Here is an 18,832-nt window from a genome sequence, read left to right on the forward strand (position 1 = left end):
GACACAGCAAAGGATTTACCGGTCCGCCGTCAGCACCAGCCCCGAGGTCGGCACCCCGGTCCCGGCCGTGACCAGCACCTTCTCCGCGCCCGCGACCTGGTTGACCGAGCTGCCGCGCACCTGCCGGACCCCCTCGGCGATGCCGTTCATCCCGTGGAGGTACGCCTCGCCCAGTTGTCCGCCATGGGTGTTGACCGGCAGCCGCCCGCCCAGCTCCAGCGCGCCTCCGGCGGCGAAATCGGCGGCCTCGCCCCTGCCGCAGAAGCCGAACTCCTCCAACTGCATCAGCACGAACGGCGTGAAGTGGTCGTAGAGCACGGCGGTGTCGACCTCGTCGGGCCGCAGGCCGCTGGTGCGCCACAACTGCCGGGCCACCACGCCCATTTCGGGCAGGCCGGTGAGATCGTCGCGGTAGAAGCTGGTCATCGCCTCCTGCGCCCGGCCCGCGCCCTGGGCCGCCGCCGCGACGACGGCGGGCGGATGCGGCAGGTCCCGGGCGCGCTCCACCGAGGTGACCACGATCGCCTGGCCGCCGTCCGTCTCCTGGCAGCAGTCCAGCAGGCGCAGCGGCTCGACGATCCAGCGCGAGGCGGCGTGGTCTTCGAGGGTGATCGGCCGCTGGTAGAAGTACGCGGCCGGGTTGGTCGCCGCGTGCCGCCGGTCCGCGACGGCGACCGGACCGAAGGCGTCCGGCGTCAGGCCGTACGTGTGCAGGTAGCGGGCGGCGTGCAGGGCGACCCAGGAGGCCGGGGTGAGCAGCCCGTAGGGCATCGTCCAGCCCATCGCCACGCCCTCGGCCGACGGCTGCCGTGCCTGCAGCCCGGACCCGAACCGGTGCCCGGAGCGTTCGTTGAACGCCCGGTAGCAGACCACGACCTCGGCCACCCCGGTCGCCACCGCCATCGCCGCCTGCTGCACGGTCGCGCAGGCGGCACCGCCGCCGTAGTGGATCCGGCTGAAGAACGACAGCTCTCCGATCCCGGCCGCCTGGGCGACGGTGATCTCGGGGTTGGTGTCCATGGTGAAGCTGACCATCCCGTCGACGTCGGCGGGAGTCAGCCCGGCGTCGTCGAGGGCGGCGTGGACGGCCTCGACCGCAAGCTTCAACTCGCTGCGGCCGGATGCCTTGGAGAACTCGGTCGCCCCGATCCCGACGATCGCGGCCCGCCCGCCGAGGCTGTCGGCCCGGTGCAGACTCATGCGCCCTCCTCCTGGTCCCGTTGTCCGTGGCCCTCTCCCGACGACTGCTCTCCGAGCACCAGCCGGACCGTCCCGCTGACATGCACGCCGAGGCGGTTGCGCCCGCGTACCACGAGCACAAGGTGCCGTCCGTCTCCGCCTCGCTCGGTCACCTCGCCGCTGAACCGCAGGTCGTCGCCGGGATAGGCAGGAACCCCGAGCCGGATCGCGATCGCCTCGATCCGCGCGTCGGGCCCGGCCCAGTCGGTGACGTACCGGCCGACCAGGCCGTTGGTGGTCAGGATGTTCATGAAGATGTCCGGAGCACCCTTGGCCCGCGCCAACTCGGCGTCGTGGTGCACGTCCTGGTAGTCCCGCGAGGCAATTGCACCGGCGACGACCAGCGTCCGCGTGACTGGAACGCGTAGCGGCGGCAGTTGGTCGGGACCGGACGGGTGGAAGACGGGCAACTCCAACTCGTCGTCGAAGCGCTGGAATCCGAGCCGCACGGGCATCCCGATCGACACCTGCTCCGGCGGGACGTCCACCATGTTGCTCACGATCCGTACGCCCTCGGCGAGTTCGACCAACGCGACCGCGTAGGGCTTGCCGAACGCGGCGGGCAGGGGGTGGTGGACGGTGACCTTGGAGTAGACGACGCCTTCGCCGGACGCGGCCTCGGCCCGCCAACGGTCGCTGCCGCAGGCGTTGCAGCCCGCCAGCCAGGGAAAACGTGCCGTGCCGCAGTCGTCGCACCGCTGGAACCGCAGCTCGCCGGCGGCCACGCCGTCCCAGAACCCGGCGTTGTCGCGGTTGACCACGGGCCGGGGGCGCACCGGCTTCGCCTTCGCGCCCTCCGGCTCGCCTTGCTCAGGCCCGCTCGCCCTGTCGACCGGCATGAACTTCAGGATCCGGAACCGGTGCGAGCCCAGCGGCGTCGCGTCCCCGGGCTTCTCGCCGGCCGCCTCGTCGTAGGCGCGCAGGTCCATCCTGGTGGTGACGAAGTGGCCCGTGCCCAGCGCGGTCCGCTTCTCGTCCGAGACGGACTCGATCACCGCGTCGAAGAGCACCCGCTCCCCGATCCGCAGCGGACGCCGGTACTCCTGCTCGCAGTCGGTCGCGACGACGGAGGTGCAGCCGGCCGCCTCCAACGCGGCCATGAGCGCGTCGAAGTGCTCGCTGCGACCGCCGTTGGGCGACCGTGGTCCGCCCAGCCCTGGCAGCGTCCACGCCTGCAGCATCGCGGGCGGCGCCACGGCGTCGGCGCCGGCGTAGGCGGGGTTGGCATCACCCATCGCCTCGCACCAGTGGCGGATCATCGGCGCGTTGACGGGGTCGGGTGCGACACCGCCGCTCACCGAGGGAAGGCCGGTCCAGTTCTGGAAGTCCACGGATCTGACACTGCGTCAGATCCGTTGCGGCTGTCAAGACAACGAGGCAGGGCCCCGGGTCGGCGCGATCCCCGGGGCCCTGCGCTGCCGTGCTGCGCCTTGTCGGCGCTCATGAGTGACGCATCATCAGAAACGGTTCAGAAGATGATGCGGACGTTCGTGTTCGACTGGTCGGCGAAGACCGCTCCGCTGTTGTCCTTCACCCCCAGCGTGTTGTTCGCGTTCGACGCACCCGAACCTGTGGCCGTCTGCTGAGTCCAGTTCGAGTTCCCGTCGACCCAGCCGGAGAGGTTGCCGGTGCCGTTGTCGTTCACGATGCTGCTGTTCGACCCACCACCCGCAAAGGCCCCGTTGGAGTCGGCGGACGCCACCCCGGCCCCGATGACCAGCGCGGCGGCGGCGAGCGGAACAGCGACGAGAGCGGTGCGGATACGGGACATGCGGTCCTCCTGAGTGCTGCTGACTACTGCGGACTTCCGAGTGCGGACTGCGACGTCGCACCATCAGAATTCCTCAATGAATCGACAAAGAACCAGACCTCCCGGGCCATTTCGCCCTTTGGTGTGGACCGGGGAAGTCGATGCATGAAGCACGCCCGGGCGGGCCACCTGCCCCGTTCCCGGCCGCCGAATCCTCCGGGCTCCGCAGGCGTCCCGACGCCCGTCGTAGGCCCGGCCGGAATGTGACACCAGGCCGTGGGAGGGACAATCTGTAGGTCGCATGTCCCCCTCTGCACGAGTCCGGAGGAACCACGATGACGACAGGCGCCAGTCCCCGTGCCGGCACCGAAGCCGCCGCCGAAGAGGCCGACTTCGCCGCCCTGGGCCTCGCTCCGCAGCTCCTGCGGGCGCTTTCCGCTCTGGGCTACGAGGAGCCCACCCCGATCCAGCGCGAGGCCGTTCCTCCCCTGCTGGCGGGCAGCGACCTGCTGGGCCAGGCCGCCACCGGCACCGGGAAGACCGCCGCCTTCGCCCTGCCGGTGCTGCAGCGCCTCTCCCGGCGGGAGGGCAAGCGGTCCGGGCCGGCCGCGCTGGTGCTCGTGCCCACCAGGGAGCTGGCCATCCAGGTGTCCGAGGCCGTGCACCGCTACGGCAGCGAACTGGGCGCCCGCGTCCTGCCCGTCTACGGCGGCCAGCCCATCGGTCGGCAGCTGCGCGCCCTGGAGCAGGGGGTCGACGTGGTCGTGGCGACCCCGGGCCGGGCCCTCGATCACATCTCCCGTGGGACCCTGCGTCTCCACGACGTCGAGACGGTCGTGCTCGACGAGGCCGACGAGATGCTCGACATGGGCTTCGCCGAGGACATCACCGCCATCCTGGAGAGCGCGCCCGAGGAGCGCCAGACCGTGCTGTTCTCCGCGACCATGCCCTCCCGGATCGACTCCATGGCGCGGCGTCATCTCCGTGATCCGGTAAGGGTGCAGATCGAGCGGGAGGCCCCGGCCCCTGGCGAGGCCCCGAGCGTCAGGGAGACCGCTTATGTGGTGGCCCGGCCGCAGAAGCCCGCCGCGCTCGGCAGGATTCTGGACGTGGAGGCTCCGGAAGCGGCCATCGTCTTCTGCCGGACCCGTGAGCAGGTCGACCAGCTCGCCGAGAGCCTCAACGGGCGCGGCTACCGGGCCGAGGCGCTGCACGGCGGCCTGAGCCAGGAGCAGCGGGACCGGGTGATGGCGCGGCTGCGCGGCGGGACCGCGGACCTGCTGGTCGCCACCGACGTCGCCGCGCGGGGCATCGACGTCGAGCACCTCACCCATGTGATCAACTACGACGTGCCCTCCGCCACGGAGTCCTACGTGCACCGGATCGGCCGGGTCGGCCGCGCGGGCCGCGAGGGCGTGGCCGTCACGCTGGCGGAACCGCGCGAGCACCGGATGCTCAAGTCGATCGAGCGGGCGACCGGGCGCAGGATCCCGGTGGAGAAGGTGCCCTCGGTCGCTGATCTGCGGGCCAGGCGCCTGGAGCTGACCCGGGCCGCGCTCTACGAGAGCGTCCTCGAGGACGAGGACCTGGACCGGTTCCGGGTGGTGGTGGAGAGCCTGGCGGACGAGTTCGACATCATGGATGTCGCGCTGGCCGCGGTGAAGCTGGCCCATGAGTCGGGTGGCGCCGCCTTCGACGAGGAGGAGATCCCCGAGGTGGCGCCGACGGAACGGGGCCGTGAGCGCACCCCGCGCGGGCGCAAGGGCGGCGGCCGGCCCTCCCAGGGGATGACCCGCCTGTTCGTCGGCGTCGGCCGCAGCGCGGGTATCCGACCGCAGGACCTGGTGGGAGCCATCGCCGGGGAGTCACGGCTGAGCGGACGGGAGATCGGCTCGATCGAGATCGCCGACCGCTTCTCCCTGGTCGAGGTGCCCGAGAACGCGGCCGAGTCCGTGATCCGCGCCCTGCGCGGCGCGACCATCAAGGGCCGCAAGGCGAACGTCCGCCGCGAGCGGGAACAGCGCCGCTGACCACCCCCCGCGCCGCACGAGGACATGACACAGCCCCCGACCGTTGTTGCTGGTCAGGGGCTGTTCCACGGCGGAGCCTGTGGGATTTGAACCCACGGTGACATCACTGCCACGACGGTTTTCAAGACCGTTCCCTTAGGCCGCTCGGGCAAGACTCCTGGTGTGGGCGATCTCCTCGTCCACGCCAGGGATCTTCTCACGACTTCGGGGCCGTGTGGCGATGATTACTGGTTGTCGCCGACGCGCTTGCCCAGGGTGACCGTGGTCGTGTGGGACTGGCCGTTGCGGGTGTAGACGACGTTGACCTTGTCGCCCGGGTGGTGGGCCCAGATCTCGCTCACGAGGGTCGGGCCGGAGTCGATCAGGACGCCGTCGAGCTGGGTGATCACGTCGCCCGGCTTCAGGCCGGCCTGGTCGGCCGGGCCTCCGGGGGTGACGGCCGGGGTGCCCTGGACCGGGGTGGAGGAGATCTTCGCGCCGTTGCCCTGGTAGCTGTCGTCGCGGAGGACGCCGAGGATCGGGTAGACCGGGATGCCCGTCTGGATCAGCTGGGAGGCGACCCACTTGGCCTGGTTGATCGGGATCGCGAAGCCCAGGCCGATGCTGCCGGACTGGCCGCCGCTCGTGCTCGAGCTGGTGGACTGGATCGCCGAGTCGATGCCGATGACCTGGCCTTCGGCGTTCATCAGCGGCCCGCCCGAGTTGCCCGGGTTGATCGACGCGTCCGTCTGCAGCGCGTTCATGTAGGACGTCTGCGAGGTGGACTGGTCGCCGGAGGCGACCGGGCGGTTCTTGGCGCTGACGATGCCCGAGGTGACCGTGCCGGAGAGCCCGAACGGCGCGCCGATGGCGATGGTGGTGTCGCCGACCTGGACCGCCTCGGAGTCACCGAGCGGGAGCGGGACCAGCTTTTCCTTGGGAACCGAGTCGAGCTTGATCACCGCGACGTCGTAACCCTGGGCGCGCCCCACGACGGACGCGTTGTAGCTCGACCCGTCGGCGAACTTCACCGTGAGCTTGCCGCCGCCGATCGAAGGGGCGACGACGTGGTTGTTGGTGAGGATGTGGCCCTGGGTGTCGAAGACGAAGCCGGTGCCCGTGCCGGACTCGGAGGAGCCGCTGGCCTCGATGGTGACCACGCTCGGCAGCGCCTTGGCCGCGATCGCGGCGATGGAGCCCGCCGGTCGACTGAGGCCGTTCGGGTTGCTGGCGGCGGTCACCGTGGTGCTGGAACCGGCGGTGTTGCGGCCCTCCAACCAGGAGCCGATACCGCCGCCGACCGCGCCCGCGACGATCGCCGTGGCGGCGAGCAGCGCGATGAACACGCCACGACGGCTCCCCGCCGACCTGGGCTTCTCGACGATCTGGCCCGCCCCGAAGGGACCGACCGGGGCGTCCGGGAGCGGCGGCATGGGCGCGGTCTGCCAGATCGGCGGCTGCTGCGGAGGCTGCGGCGGCCCGGAGGGAGCCTCGACCATCGGAGCAGGGGCAGAGACCGGCGCCGGTGCAACAGGAGGAGCGGGCGCCGGAGCGGGCGGCTCGACGAAGGGCGGGATCGGCGCGGCCGGTGCCGCAGGCTCGGCCGGAGCCGTCGGCGGCTGGTCCGCGACCGGCAGGCGCGCCGGGGGTGCGGGGAAGCCGGCGAGGTCGGGGTCGGCCGGGGGCGCGACCGGGGTACTCGCGGGCGCCTGCTCCGCCGGACGATCCGCCGGAGTCGCATCGGGGGCGGGGCGTTCCGACCCGTCGGGCCCACCCTCGTGCTCGGTGCTCACGAATCGACCTCCTTGATACCGGACCAACGGGCCCTAGCATTCCGCAGACGCTGTCGGGGCATCGTAAGTCCCAGCCGTGCGCGTGGCACCCCGGCCGCACTCCGGCCACCGCCGTGTTCCCGGGCTGTTCCCGCCCTGTTCCGCCCCGATCCGCCGTGATCCACCCGGATCCGCCCGGATCCAGCAGGGCCCAAAACCGGCTGCGGAGAGGCCCGACCAGCGTCCCCACCGGACGCCCAGCCCCTGGACAGGCCTTGGACGGTCACCGTACAAGCCGTACCATGCCTCGAAAACACGTACCAGCGCGCGGCGACGCGTGCTGAACCTGCACCATATTCATACGTATTCATATGCGCGGGAGCTTGGACCTCACTCCAGGCTGAGAGGGCAGCAGGCCGCAGGACGCGGCAGGGCAGCCGACCGCCTGAACCTGACCGGGTAATGCCGGCGTAGGGAGCTCTGCAGACGGCCATGTCCGCAACCCTTCAGCACGACCCCGACCACCTGGGCGCGGCGTCCGCACACGCGGCCGAGGCTCCGCTCGTCCTCGACACCGCGCCGCCGCGCACCCTCGGCTTCCGCGAGCAGGGCGCGCTCTGGGCCAACCTCGGCGTCAGCCTGATCGGCTTCTCCAGCGCCGCGACGGTGATGGTCAACTCCAGCAACAAGAACCTGGCGCTGGCCGCCTCGTTCACGGCGATCGTGGTCGGCACGGTCATCGGCACGCTGATGCTCGCGCTGGCGGCGATCATCGGCACGCGGACCGGCGCGCCCGCCATGGCCGTGCTGCGCGGGCTCTTCGGCACGAAGCTCTCCTACGTGCCGACGGTGCTCAACATCATCCAGTGCGTCGGCTGGGGCGTCTACGAGCTGACCGTGATCACCCAGGGCGCGCAGGCGCTCTACGGCGGCATTCCGCGCTGGGTCTACGTGCTGGCGGCCGGGGCGCTGACGACGGCGATGACGATCCGACCGCTGGGCTCGATCGCAGTGCTGCGCCGCTACGTCGCGATCGCGGTCGGCGTGTCGATGCTCTTCTTCACCATCCAGCTGGTCCGCCACGGCGTGCACAACCCCGGTGGGAGCAACTGGAACGGCTTCCTCTCCGCGACCGACTACGTGATCGCGGTCTCGATCTCCTTCGTGCCGCTGGCCGCCGACTACACCCGGCACTCGCGGACCGTGAAGGGCTCGTTCTGGGGCACCTTCACCGGCTACACCGTCGCGCAGATCTGGTGCTACATCGTCGGCGCGATCGCGCTGACCCAGGTCGGCGGCGACCCGAACAAGATCTTCTCCACCTTCACCGGGCTGACCGCCGGGTGGATCTTCTTCCTGGTGCTGGTGCTGCGCGAGGCCGACCAGTCCTTCGCGAACGTCTACTCGACCGCGATGTCGCTGCACAACCTCTTCCCGAGGGTGGACCGGCGCTGGCTGGCCGGCGGGATCGGCGTGCTGGTCACGGCGGTCGCGCTCAAGGTCACCACGCTCGGCGCGAACTACCAGACCTTCCTCGGTCTGATCGGCGCGGTCTTCGTGCCGCTGCTGGCGGTGCTGGCGGTCGACTTCTTCCTCGGCCGCGGCCGGGACGGCTGGGACATGTCCGAGCAGGCGCCGACGCGCTGGCTGGTGCTACTGCCGTGGGCGATCGGCTTCCTGCTGTACGAGCTGATCTCGCCGGCCGCGTTCCCCTGGTCGTGGTGGACCAACTTCTGGGCGGACGCGCAGGCGGACACCCACATCCATCCGACGTTCTGGACCTCGGCGTCGCTCTTCTCCTTCCTCGCGGCGGGCGCGGTGACCCTGGCGCTGACCCCGGTGCTGCGGAAGCGGGCCGACGCGACGGGCCCCGCCGACGCGGAGCCGGGCCAGGCGGAGGACGGCCCGGCGGAGGACGCCGCGCAGGAGGCGTGACCCGGGAGGTGTGACGCGGGAGGCCTGACCGGGGAGGCCTGCCGCAAAAGGCGTCACGCGGGAGGCGTGACGCGGAGCCATGACATGGGAGGCGTGACACGGTTGGGGACGGCGACCGCGTTCACCTGCGGTACACGCACGCCGCCTATCGTGGGGACGTGCACCCCCAGCCAGGCCCGACCGTGTCCGTCCCCAACCGGTCCACCACCCGCGTCATCGCCCACCGCGGCGCTTCCGGCACCTACGCCGAGCACACGCTCGCCGCGTACAAGCTGGCGATCGAGCAGGGCGCGGACGGACTGGAGTGCGACGTCCGGCTGACCGCCGACGGTCACCTCGTCTGCGTCCACGACCGCACGGTCAACCGGACCTCGAACGGACGTGGCGTCGTCTCCACGCTCGAACTCGCTCAGCTCTCCGAACTCGACTTCGGCGGCTGGAAGGCGGGCGACATCGAGGAGACCGACTGGACCTCGGCCGACCACACGTCGGTGCTCACCTTGGAGCGCCTGCTCGAACTCCACGCCGACGCCGGCCGTCACATCGAGCTGGCGATCGAGACCAAGCACCCCACCCGCTACGCCGGGCTGGTCGAGAAGCGGCTGATGGAGCTGCTGGGCCGGTTCGGCCTCGTCCCCTCCAAGGGCGAAGGCCCCTCCCCGGTACGGGTGATGAGCTTCTCGCAGCTCTCACTGCGGCGGATCCGCCAGATGGCGCCGGAACTGCCGACGGTCTTCCTGATGGAGCGGGTGCTGCCGTGGCTCCGCGACGGTTCGCTGCCGCACGGCGCGCGGATCGCCGGTCCCGGTATCGACGTGATCCGCGCCAACCCCGGCTACGTGGCGGCCCTGCACCGTGCCGGACAGCGGGTCCATGTCTGGACGGTGGACGAGCCGGAGGACGTCGAGCTCTGCCTGCGGCTGGGCGTCGAGGCGATCATCACCAACCATCCGCGGCGGGTGTTGGACCAACTCGGGAGATAGGACCCATACCGGCCGATGGATGCACAGGATGCTCCGGAATGGCTGGAAATTCCTCTGGGTCGTGGCTGGAAAGCCATTCCGAACCCGTACTCGAATGCGTAGCGTCACTATTCGGTGACGCGCTGTGAAATGCGCTGCGCGCGCCCTCTTCGAGCCCCCGGAAAGCCCGCCAAGGTGCGCAGTTTTCCGTTTTCGACTTGTCCTTACCGGGCATTCACACCCTGGCGCAAGACGAAGGAGGAGGTCCGGGGGTGGCCGTGGTGGTGGCGCATGAGGTGCCGACTTCTTCGTCGACCATGGCAGTGCCACATGGTCCGGAGAGCGTACGGACGGCACGTCGTAGGTTGCGCGAGGATCTCGGTGAGCACCTGGTGCCCGAGGGCGTGATAGACGACGCGGTACTGATCCTCTCGGAGTTGCTCAGCAACGCGTGCAGGCACGCGAGACCGCTGGAGCGGGAACGCGGGCTCGCGGCGGGGCTCATGGGGACGCTGGCGGAGGAGCAGGAAGAGGTCCTGGTCGGCTGGGAACTGCACAGCGACGGGCTGCTGACCGTCGAGGTGACGGACGGCGGCGGACCCACCCGCCCGCGGCGGTCGGCCCCGTCCCTGACCGCACGTGGTGGACGCGGCCTGGGGATTGTCGGCCAACTCGCCTCGGAGTGGGGCGTCCGCGACGCGCCCGGCGAGGTGACGGTGTGGGCGGTGTTGCGCGTCCGCGCACGCCACGCACGCAGGGACGCGGAGGCGGAGACCGCGGCGGCCGCGAGCTGAATCAATCTTGGCACACGGAGAAGTTGCACCATCAGGGGCGCGGGGAACTGCGCGAGAAACCACGGATGAGCGGATGGCCCTGAACGTTCGGGGCTCCACCTGCGTGGGTCGCGCAGTTCCTCGCGCCCCTGAGGTGATTGCAACTACCTGCGGCAGCGAACATCCAGGCAGTCGCGCCCACGCGGCGAAGCCGCAGGGTGCCGCAGCGGCAGACGGACAACGGGCCCACCGTCAGACCCGTACGCTCTCCCGGAGGGAATCAGTTCCGTTCCGTTCCACCGGGAGTACGCACCATGGCCAAGAAGAAGGCCCCGCTCACCAGCACCCCCGTCACCGACGGGCCCGTGCCCGTTGTCGGCGCGCGCGAGGCGTGCCCCTGTGGGTCGGGGCGGCGGTACAAGGCGTGCCACGGGCGTGCCGCCGCGCATGCCGTCGCGGAGCTGGTGCAGCGGCCGTTCGAGGGGCTGCCCGGGGAGGGCGACTGGGTCGCCCTGCGCGAGCTGGTCCCGGCCGCGACCGCGCCGCTGACGGTGACCGCCGAGACGCTGGCGACGGCCGAGGGTGACGTTCCGTCAGTGACGCTGGTGACCGTGCTCCCGATGGCCTGGCCGGCCATGCGTCGGCAGGACGGCAGCATCATGCTCGGGCTCCAGACCCAGACCTCCTCCGGCGATCTGAGCCGGGACCTCGCGGACGCGCTGGTGCAGGCGCTCGCCGCCGAGCCGGGCAGCCCCGTGCCGCCGCGGCGTCCCGCGCCGGAGGGGCCGCGTCTGCAGCAACTGCTGGACCTGGAAGCGCCGTTCGAGCCGACCGTGCACACCGGCTTCGAGTACTGGCTGGAGGACGCCTCGGCCGCGACCGGTGAGGTCGCCGCCTCGCTGGAGCAGGCCAACGCCGCCGTCATCCCGACCGAGAAGCTGGAGTCAGTGCCGCAGGCGTACTGGTGCGCCGCGCCGGACCGGAACCACCTGCGCTGGGTGATGCCGCACGAGGAGGAGGCGCTGCTGGACGCGCTGGCCCGCCTGGCCGCCTCGGGCGAGGCCTCGCTGGGCGAGGGGACCAAGCTGGTCGGCTCGTTCCGGGCGCACGGTCTGGTCGTGCCGGTCTGGGACCTGCCGCAGTCGATGACCCCCGCGGACTGCGAGAAGCCCGCCGCCGCGTTCGCCGAGCGGCTGGCCGCCACGCTGGAGCGCGGGGGCGCGCTCAGCGCGGAGGAGCGGAAGGCGCGCGCCGGTCTGGTGAACCGCCAGGTCACCCTCAGCTGAATTCCCGTCACCTATCGCTACCCGGTATCGGGACCGGGGCGGACTGACCGTCAGTCCGCCCCGGAATAGCGTGATCTGCGTCACATACCTTGGTCGAAACCCGGAAATTCCGGGGAAAGACTTCGCTCCAGGGAATTTGCTTGCGGCCCGGAATTTGTTACGGTTTAAACAGCCCGGTCGCTGGTGCATCCCCCGTCGCCAGCGGCCGGGCCTTTGCCTGCTACCGGCAGGGTTGGCAACACCACCCGCCTGGGAGCTTTCACGGCGCCAGGGTCGCGCCGTCCGGCGCGGCGACGCTCGCCGCGACCAGGGCCTCCACCAGATCACTCACCGACGGCAGCCATGGCTGCTCCCGCGTCGAGAGCGGACGCCGGACCCAGCGCATCGCGCCCGCGCCGGTCCGCGAGGGCGGCAGTACGACATAGCCGCCGGGACCGTGGTAGCGCAGGCTGGTCGGCACCCACTCCTGGGCCACCAGCAGTTCGCCCAGCTCCGGGAACGAGTAGGGCGCGACGAGCAGCACGTAGCGGGTCGGCGTGGCGATCACCGGACCGATCGGCACGCGCAGCGCGTCGAAGTAGTCGAGCACCCGCGCACCCGCCTCCGCGGGCAGGCTCAGCGCGCAGACCTGGCCGCCCGTCGCCACCAGCACCGGCGCCTCGGGACGGCGGGACCACCACCAGCGGATCATCCGGTCGTCCGTCGTGGCCGCGAGCAGCTTCGGCTCGTGGGGATGGGCGCCGGGAACCTGGCAGTCCGGCCGAGGGCAGCGACAGCCGCCCCCCGGGGCCGCGCCGACGCCCGGCAGCACCGGCCACCCCCAACCCCTGGCCGCCGTTCTTGCCGCGCCGAGAAACCGGCCCCTGGTCCGCAGCCGCCCGGCCCTGCGCCCAGCCCTGTATACGGCCCTACCGACGGCTCTGCCGACGGCCTTACCGACGAGTGTTGACACCCCGCGCATGAGCACTCGTTCCTTTCCGTGACGGTCAAGGATCGGTAGGTGACCTCGCGCAACGAGAAGCGCACCACGCCCACCGCGCCTGCGGTACCTGGCTGGAGGTGGCGCCAGGGTGGCGCATGCTCGCCCGGCCGGATCGACCGACCGCAACACTGCCGCCCCGTAACGGTTCTGTACCCACCGAAGGCACGCACGAGCACGTTCTCTGTCGAGACTGACGCATCGTCCGGATTGACGCACGACGAGCGAGGATGGTTCCTCCGTTCGGGGTATTCACCCTGTCTGGTACGGAGGGGTCTGCTAGGGGGCAACCGACCGTACGATCCCCGGATGGACCCGGATTTCGCGTCGGCCCACGAGGCTGACACCTCATCAATTCCGCACCCCGACGGGGCTTCGGAGCAGAAGCCCGGCGAGAATCCCGGAGCGGGGCCCGACCCACGGCCCGCCGCTCCGGAGTTCGCCCTGGTGATCCGCGCGCACAACGACGCGTCGCGGATCGCCTTGACTGTACTCGCGGCGCGCCGACTACCGCAGGTCCGCGCCGTGCTGGTGCTGGAGTCGGGGTCGACGGACTCCACCCGGCGGGTCGCCCTGGACAGCGGTGCGACGCTGCTCGCGGACGAGGCCGATCTGGCCGGATACACGCCCCTGCCACTGCTGTGCATCCGCCCCAGCCGGGAGGGCGGCGCGACGCACGCACTCGACGAGGTGCTGCCGCTGGTGGGTCCGGTCGCCTCGGGCGCGGCGGACATGGCCCTCGGCTGGTGCCCGGCCGAGGGCCGGGGCCGGGCCGCCGAACGGCTGGAACGTCGCGGCCTGGCCCGCGCGGGCCTCGCACTGCCCCGTGCATCCGGTGCGTCCGGGGCGTCCGGCAGGCCCGGCGTGCTGACCGGCGAGTACTGCCTGACCAGCGCGGCTTTCGCCGCCAGCTGGCCACCGGCGTCCGGGGCGGGGGAGCTGGTCGGCAGGGCGGCGGACCTGCTCCGGGCCGGGCTGCGGGTGGCGCCGGTCCAGCTCGAACCGCCGCGCCTGATGCGTCCGCTGGGGCTGCGCGAGCGCCGGGAAGTGGCCCGTGCGCTGCGGGGACGACGTTCCGTTACCGGCGGGGGCGCATAAATCGATAGTTGAAACGATCAATCGCACCGATGTTTTTCGGCCAAATATTCGGGCAAAGACACCAACCACGTGGCAGCGGACAGTTCTGGACATCACCCGATCGGTGTGTGTAGAAGAGACTCATTAATTGCCGTATGGCATGACATGGGGGTGCATAGTGATTCAATTCAGACAAAACTTTAAGAATCCAGCATCACTCTTTGTAGTTATCGCAGGTGCGGGCCATGGCTGAGCATCACACCACCCTGGGGCTTCCCGCGCCCACGAGCCCTGCTGAAACGATCAGCGGAGAACCGATCGCTGCCCTCCGCGAGCGCTCCGCCGACGACCCCCTGGCTGATTTGACCACCCTGTACGACCTGACCGACCGGCTCAGCGGCGCAGCCGACCTGGAGGCGGCCCTCACCGGCCTGCTGGCCGACGGCGCCGCGCTGATCGGCGCCCGGCGCGGCATGCTGCTGCTGACCCAGCCGAGCACCACCCTCGGCCTCGGCCTGGACCGCGCCGCCCTGGGCGCGCTGGAGACCGTCCCGGCCGCGCAGATCCTGCGCGCCGCCGGCGGCGAACCGACCGGAGACCGGTTCCGGGAGGTCGCCCACCAGCTCGGCATCGGCGCGTCCTACGCCCAGCCGCTGGCCGACCTGGGCTCGGTCGTCTGGTTCTACGACACCCCCGCACAGCCGACCGAACGCGAGCAGCGCCTCGCCGGGCTCTACTGCGCGTCCGCCGCCCGGCTGCTGGCCAAGGAACTCGACCGCGACCGGCTGCGCCGCACCGCCGACGCGCTCCGTCGCGGCCTGCTCCCCGGCACGTTGCCGCGCGTCGGCGGCATGCGGCTCGCCGCGCGCTGCGTCACCGCCGGGCTGGAGAGCGCGGGCGGCTGCGACTGGTACGACGCGATCTCGCTCCCGGAAGGCGCCCTCGCACTGAGCGTCGGCAGCGTCACCGGCGGCGGCGCGGACTCCGCAGCCGCGATGGGCCGCCTGCGGGCGGCGCTGCGCGCGTACGCGGTGCTGGAGGGCGAGGACCCGGTCGCCGTGCTCGGCGATCTGGAGCTGCTGCTCAAGAGCACGGAACCCGCCCGGACGGCGACGGCGCTGTACGCATTCGTCGAGCCCTCGGCCCGCCGGCTCTCCCTGGCCGGGGCGGGCCAGTGCCCGCCGCTGCTGGTGACCTCGTTCGGGGCCTCGTTCGTGGAGACCTCGCTGAGCGCGCCGCTGGGCATGCTGAGCTGCTGGGAAGCGCCGGGCGTGGAGCTGCGGGCCGACCGCGGCGACGTGCTCCTCCTCTACACCGACGGGCTGGCCCGCCGCTGCGGCGAGGAGTCCCTCCACGCCGGCCAGACCCGCCTGCGCGCGGCCGCGGCGGAGGCGCCGCGGGATGTCCGCCAGGACCCGGAACGTTTCTGCGCGTACCTGCTCGACGCGTGCGTCGGCGCGGCGGAGCCGCTGCCGGGTGCGGATGACCTGGTGCTCCTGGCCGCACGCTTCGACTGAGGGACAGTTGCACCATCAGGGGCGCGAGGAACTGCGCGAACAACCCATGATGAGCGGATGGCCCTGCTCGTTCGGCCTGCTACCTGGGTGGGATGGGGGTCCCCCCGCCGAAGGCAGGGGGATTGTCGCGCCCACGCGGCGGAGCCGCACATGAGCAGTTCCCCGCGCCCCCAGATAGTGCAACGTCTCCGCCTGCCCAAAGCCCTGTCCTCCGACTCGGCCGCGGCCGTACTCTTGTACGGACTGCAAGCCGCTGACACCCCTGACAGCGGCCTTGCGTTCCCCGTACCACGAGGAGGCGACACAGCGTGACCGAGGACGATCTCGCTCCCGAGACCGACGAGCTGACCGAGGCGGCGGAGTCCGCCGAGGACAAGCCGATCAAGCAGCGGAAGAACGGTCTCTACCCCGCCATCTCCGACGAGCTGACCGCCGTCATGAAGAGCGGCTGGGCCGACACCGAGCTGCGGGACCTCGTCCCGGCCGAGCAGTCCGCGTACGCGGCCAAGCGACGGGCCGCGCTGTCCGCGCGTTTCCCCGGGGACCGGATCGTCGTGCCGGCCGGAAACCTGAAGACCCGGTCCAACGACACCGAGTACAGCTTCCGCGCCGCCACGGAGTACGTGCACCTCACCGGTGACCAGACCGAGGACGCCGTCCTGGTGCTGGAGCCGCGCGGTGAGGGCGACGAGGGCCACGACGCGTACCTCTACCTGCTCCCCCGCTCGGACCGGGAGAACGGCGAGTTCTGGCTGAGCGGCCAGGGCGAGCTGTGGGTCGGCCGTCGGCACAGCCTGACCGAGGCCGAGGCGCTGCTCGGGCTGCCGGCCAAGGACGTGCGCAAGGCGGCGGAGGAGCTGGCCGGGCAGGCCGACGAGCGTCCGGCGACGACCCGCGTGCTGCGCGGGCACGACGCGGCGATCGAGACCGCGCTGGCCCCGCACACCACCAAGCACGGTGACGACGAGCTGCGCGTCTTCCTCAGCGAGCTGCGCCTGGTCAAGGACGAGTGGGAGATCGGCCAGCTGCAGGCCGCCTGCGACGCGACCACCAAGGGCTTCACCGACGTGGTGCGCGAGCTGGCGCAGGCGGTGGCCACCTCGGAGCGCTGGATCGAGGGCACCTTCTTCCGTCGCGCCCGGGTCGAGGGCAACGACATCGGCTACGGCTCGATCTGCGCCGCAGGCCCGCACGCGACAACGCTGCACTGGGTCCGCAACGATGGCGAGGTCCGCCCGGGCGAGCTGCTGCTGCTGGACGCGGGCGTGGAGACGTCGACCCTCTACACCGCCGACGTCACCCGCACCCTGCCGATCAGCGGCACCTTCAACGAGCTGCAGCGGAAGATCTACCAGGCCGTCCTGGACGCCCAGGAGGCAGGAATCGCGGCCGTCAAGCCGGGCGCCCGCTACCGCGACTTCCACGAGGCGGCGCAGCAGGTCCTGGCCGAGCGGCTGGTCGAGTGGGGCCTGCTGGAGGGCCCGGTGGAGCGCGTGCTGGAGCTGGGGCTGCAGCGTCGCTGGACCCTGCACGGCACCGGCCACATGCTCGGCCTGGACGTGCACGACTGCGCCCACGCCCGCGTCGACTCCTACGTCGACTGCGTGCTGGAGCCGGGCATCGTGCTGACCGTCGAGCCGGGTCTGTACTTCCAGGCCGACGACGAGCTGGTCCCGGAGGAGTACCGCGGCATCGGCGTCCGGATCGAGGACGACATCCTGGTGACGGCCGACGGCAACCGCAACCTCTCCGCGGCCCTGCCGCGCACGGTCGAGGACGTCGAGAGCTGGATGGCGAGCCTCAAGGGCTGACACCGAAACGGGTGAGGGGGTCACGGAGCGGCGGCCTGCCGCTCCGTGACCCCGTGTCAGTTCACTTCGTGTCAGTTCACTTCGCCGCGGCCTCGCCGCGGTCCGCGTTGGCCAGGACGGCCTGACGGAACCAGACGGCAGCGCCCGGCGCGACCTTCTCGTAGTACTCGGTGAACCGCGGGTCCGAGATGTACATCTCGGCCATGCAGCGGTGGAACCCGAACGAGACGTCGTGGAAACGCCGGGTGATGTGCCGGCGGTGGTCCTCCGCGATCGCCATCGCCTGTTCGCTGTCCGGCGCGGCACCGGCCCCGATCGCCTCGGCGATGCGCGCGTTGAGCGCGTCGCCTTCGGCCTTGATCTCGACCCAGTCCTCCTTGGAGTACCGCGCCGCGCGCTGCTGGGACTGCTTCCATGCGTCGGTGTCGCCCCAGCGCGCCTCCGCCTCCTCCTGGTGGTCGACGTAGTCCTCACCGAAGACCTCGAACTTCTCCTCGGGGGTCAGTTGAATCCCCATCTTCCTCGCCTCCAGTGCGTGTTCCACGGACGCGACCATCTCCTGGAGCCGTTCGATCCGCCCCAGCAGCAGACTGCGCTGGCGGCGCAGGTGCTCGCTCGGGCTGACGCCCTGGTCGTCCAGGATGGTCGCGATGTCGTCGAGGGAGAAGCCGAGCTCCCGGTAGAAGAGGATCTGCTGCAGCCGGTCCAGGTCCGCGTCGTCGTAGCGGCGGTAGCCGGACGGGGTGCGACCGCTGGGCTGGAGCAGCTTGATCTCGTCGTAGTGGTGCAGGGTCCGCACGGTCACCTTGGCGAACCGTGAGACCTGACCGACCGAGTAGCTCATGGGGCTCTTTCCTCTCCCTCGTGCTCCCAGCCTGCGGCCTCACGTGACGTGAGGGTCAAGCGGGAATCGTGCCGGGGGGGGGGGAGGCCTGTTGTCAGGACGCCTGCGCGAACGGGCGGTCCCGGTAGGTGAGGGTCTTGTCGAAACGGACCACCGCGCCGCGTCTCGGGTGGTTGCGGAACTGCACGTCGTCGGAGAGCGCCCGGATCAGCAGCAGGCCGCGTCCGCTCTCGGACGAGTCGGGCACCGGCGCGAAGGCGACCGCCGCGCTCCCGACAGCCGAAGGGCGGGGACGCGAAGCGCGTGCCCGCCCGTGGCTCTGACCCAGGCCCTGGCTCTGGCTCTGGCCGTGACTCTGGCTGTGGCCGAGCGCATGGCGTCCCATACGGGCGGCGAAGCCGGGACCGGAGTCGGTCACCTCGATCCGCAGGCGGTTGCCCTCGATCGTCGCCGTCACCTGGAAGCCGTCGTCCTCACCGGCGGCCGCGCCGGGACACGCGTGCTCGACCGCGTTGGCGCACGCCTCGGTCAGCGCGACGCCGACCTCGTAGGAGATGTCCGGGTCCACGCCGGCGGTGGCCATGGTGCCGAGGAGGATGCGGCGGGCCAGCGGAACGCTGGCGGGTTCGCGCCTGAGGTGGAGAGACCACCAGATGTCCACGGCAGGCTCCTTCTGGCTCCGGCACCACATACCAGTAGGTATTGCCGACCCGCTGAAGAATGAACCGCTTCGGGCGGATCTTGTCGCTCTCTTGGCGGAGTGTCGGGGGCGAGGGCGTGGTCCGGGTCTCGTCCGGGCGGCCGCGCACCGCCAGGCGCACGCCGGAGCGCATGGGGGTCGCACGTTCGGTCCCGTTTCAGCCCTGGGTTTCCCTGGG

General features: G+C 71.2%; 15 protein-coding genes, 1 tRNA gene and 1 riboswitch. Of the genes, 8 read left to right on the top strand and 8 right to left on the bottom strand.

Going from position 1 to position 18,832, the window contains the following annotated elements:
• Positions 1 to 15: 15 nt before the first annotated feature.
• From ABH940_RS00905 to ABH940_RS00915, 3 genes are all read right to left on the bottom strand, one after another.
• A complete protein-coding gene (locus tag ABH940_RS00905) occupies positions 16 to 1,200 on the bottom strand; it encodes a lipid-transfer protein (protein WP_370065241.1) in 1,185 nt (394 codons plus the stop codon).
• Positions 1,197 to 2,570: an OB-fold domain-containing protein gene (locus ABH940_RS00910; RefSeq protein WP_370103930.1), complete on the bottom strand. Its 1,374-nt coding sequence runs from the start codon at positions 2,568 to 2,570 to the stop codon at positions 1,197 to 1,199. The genes ABH940_RS00905 and ABH940_RS00910 overlap by 4 nt, the downstream gene beginning before the upstream one ends.
• 137 nt (positions 2,571 to 2,707) lie before the next feature.
• Positions 2,708 to 3,010: a hypothetical protein gene (locus ABH940_RS00915; RefSeq protein ID WP_196195968.1), complete on the bottom strand. Its 303-nt coding sequence runs from the start codon at positions 3,008 to 3,010 to the stop codon at positions 2,708 to 2,710.
• Positions 3,011 to 3,324: 314 nt separating this feature from the next.
• Here ABH940_RS00915 and ABH940_RS00920 point away from each other — a divergent pair, with 314 nt between their 5' ends.
• On the top strand, positions 3,325 to 5,019 hold the full coding sequence (locus ABH940_RS00920) for a DEAD/DEAH box helicase (protein WP_370065236.1): 1,695 nt from the start codon (positions 3,325 to 3,327) through the stop codon (positions 5,017 to 5,019).
• 71 nt (positions 5,020 to 5,090) lie between these two features.
• Here ABH940_RS00920 and ABH940_RS00925 read toward each other — a convergent pair.
• Both ABH940_RS00925 and ABH940_RS00930 read right to left on the bottom strand, forming a co-directional pair.
• Positions 5,091 to 5,177, bottom strand: a tRNA-Ser gene (locus tag ABH940_RS00925).
• Between the two features lie 66 nt (positions 5,178 to 5,243).
• Positions 5,244 to 6,791 carry a S1C family serine protease gene (locus tag ABH940_RS00930; RefSeq protein WP_370065234.1) on the bottom strand — a complete coding sequence of 516 codons (1,548 nt, stop codon included), beginning with the start codon at positions 6,789 to 6,791 and terminating at the stop codon, positions 5,244 to 5,246.
• Between the two features lie 344 nt (positions 6,792 to 7,135).
• Positions 7,136 to 7,264, top strand: a riboswitch (TPP riboswitch).
• Here ABH940_RS00930 and ABH940_RS00935 point away from each other — a divergent pair.
• From ABH940_RS00935 to ABH940_RS00950, 4 genes are all read left to right on the top strand, one after another.
• Entirely contained in the window at positions 7,263 to 8,705 is a 1,443-nt protein-coding gene (locus ABH940_RS00935) for a cytosine permease (protein WP_370103932.1), read from the top strand. Its footprint overlaps the riboswitch before it by 2 nt.
• Before the next feature lie 158 nt (positions 8,706 to 8,863).
• A complete protein-coding gene (locus tag ABH940_RS00940) occupies positions 8,864 to 9,688 on the top strand; it encodes a glycerophosphodiester phosphodiesterase (RefSeq protein ID WP_370103934.1) in 825 nt (274 codons plus the stop codon).
• 251 nt (positions 9,689 to 9,939) lie between these two features.
• On the top strand, positions 9,940 to 10,461 hold the full coding sequence (locus ABH940_RS00945) for an ATP-binding protein (RefSeq protein ID WP_370065228.1): 522 nt from the start codon (positions 9,940 to 9,942) through the stop codon (positions 10,459 to 10,461).
• A 293-nt stretch (positions 10,462 to 10,754) separates the two neighbouring features.
• On the top strand, positions 10,755 to 11,726 hold the full coding sequence (locus tag ABH940_RS00950; protein WP_370065226.1) for a DUF5926 family protein: 972 nt from the start codon (positions 10,755 to 10,757) through the stop codon (positions 11,724 to 11,726).
• A gap of 259 nt (positions 11,727 to 11,985) precedes the next feature.
• On the opposite strand, the gene ABH940_RS00955 is transcribed toward ABH940_RS00950, so the two are convergent.
• The gene (locus ABH940_RS00955; protein WP_370103936.1) at positions 11,986 to 12,687 is read right to left on the bottom strand and encodes a bifunctional DNA primase/polymerase; all 702 of its coding nucleotides are present in this window, start codon (positions 12,685 to 12,687) and stop codon (positions 11,986 to 11,988) included.
• 327 nt (positions 12,688 to 13,014) lie between these two features.
• On the opposite strand from ABH940_RS00955, the gene ABH940_RS00960 reads away from it, so the two are divergent.
• From ABH940_RS00960 to ABH940_RS00970, 3 genes are all read left to right on the top strand, one after another.
• Entirely contained in the window at positions 13,015 to 13,803 is a 789-nt protein-coding gene (locus ABH940_RS00960; protein WP_370065222.1) for a hypothetical protein, read from the top strand.
• Positions 13,804 to 14,027: 224 nt separating this feature from the next.
• A complete protein-coding gene (locus ABH940_RS00965; RefSeq protein WP_370065220.1) occupies positions 14,028 to 15,299 on the top strand; it encodes a PP2C family protein-serine/threonine phosphatase in 1,272 nt (423 codons plus the stop codon).
• Between the two features lie 344 nt (positions 15,300 to 15,643).
• On the top strand, positions 15,644 to 17,110 hold the full coding sequence (locus ABH940_RS00970; RefSeq protein ID WP_370065531.1) for an aminopeptidase P family protein: 1,467 nt from the start codon (positions 15,644 to 15,646) through the stop codon (positions 17,108 to 17,110).
• Positions 17,111 to 17,186: 76 nt separating this feature from the next.
• On the opposite strand, the gene ABH940_RS00975 is transcribed toward ABH940_RS00970, so the two are convergent.
• A complete protein-coding gene (locus ABH940_RS00975; protein ID WP_370065218.1) occupies positions 17,187 to 17,954 on the bottom strand; it encodes a MerR family transcriptional regulator in 768 nt (255 codons plus the stop codon).
• A gap of 94 nt (positions 17,955 to 18,048) precedes the next feature.
• A complete protein-coding gene (locus ABH940_RS00980) occupies positions 18,049 to 18,615 on the bottom strand; it encodes an ATP-binding protein (protein ID WP_370103937.1) in 567 nt (188 codons plus the stop codon).
• Positions 18,616 to 18,832 lie beyond the last annotated feature (217 nt).

The organism is Streptacidiphilus sp. BW17 (assembly GCF_041262485.1).
Lineage (GTDB): Bacteria > Actinomycetota > Actinomycetes > Streptomycetales > Streptomycetaceae > Streptacidiphilus.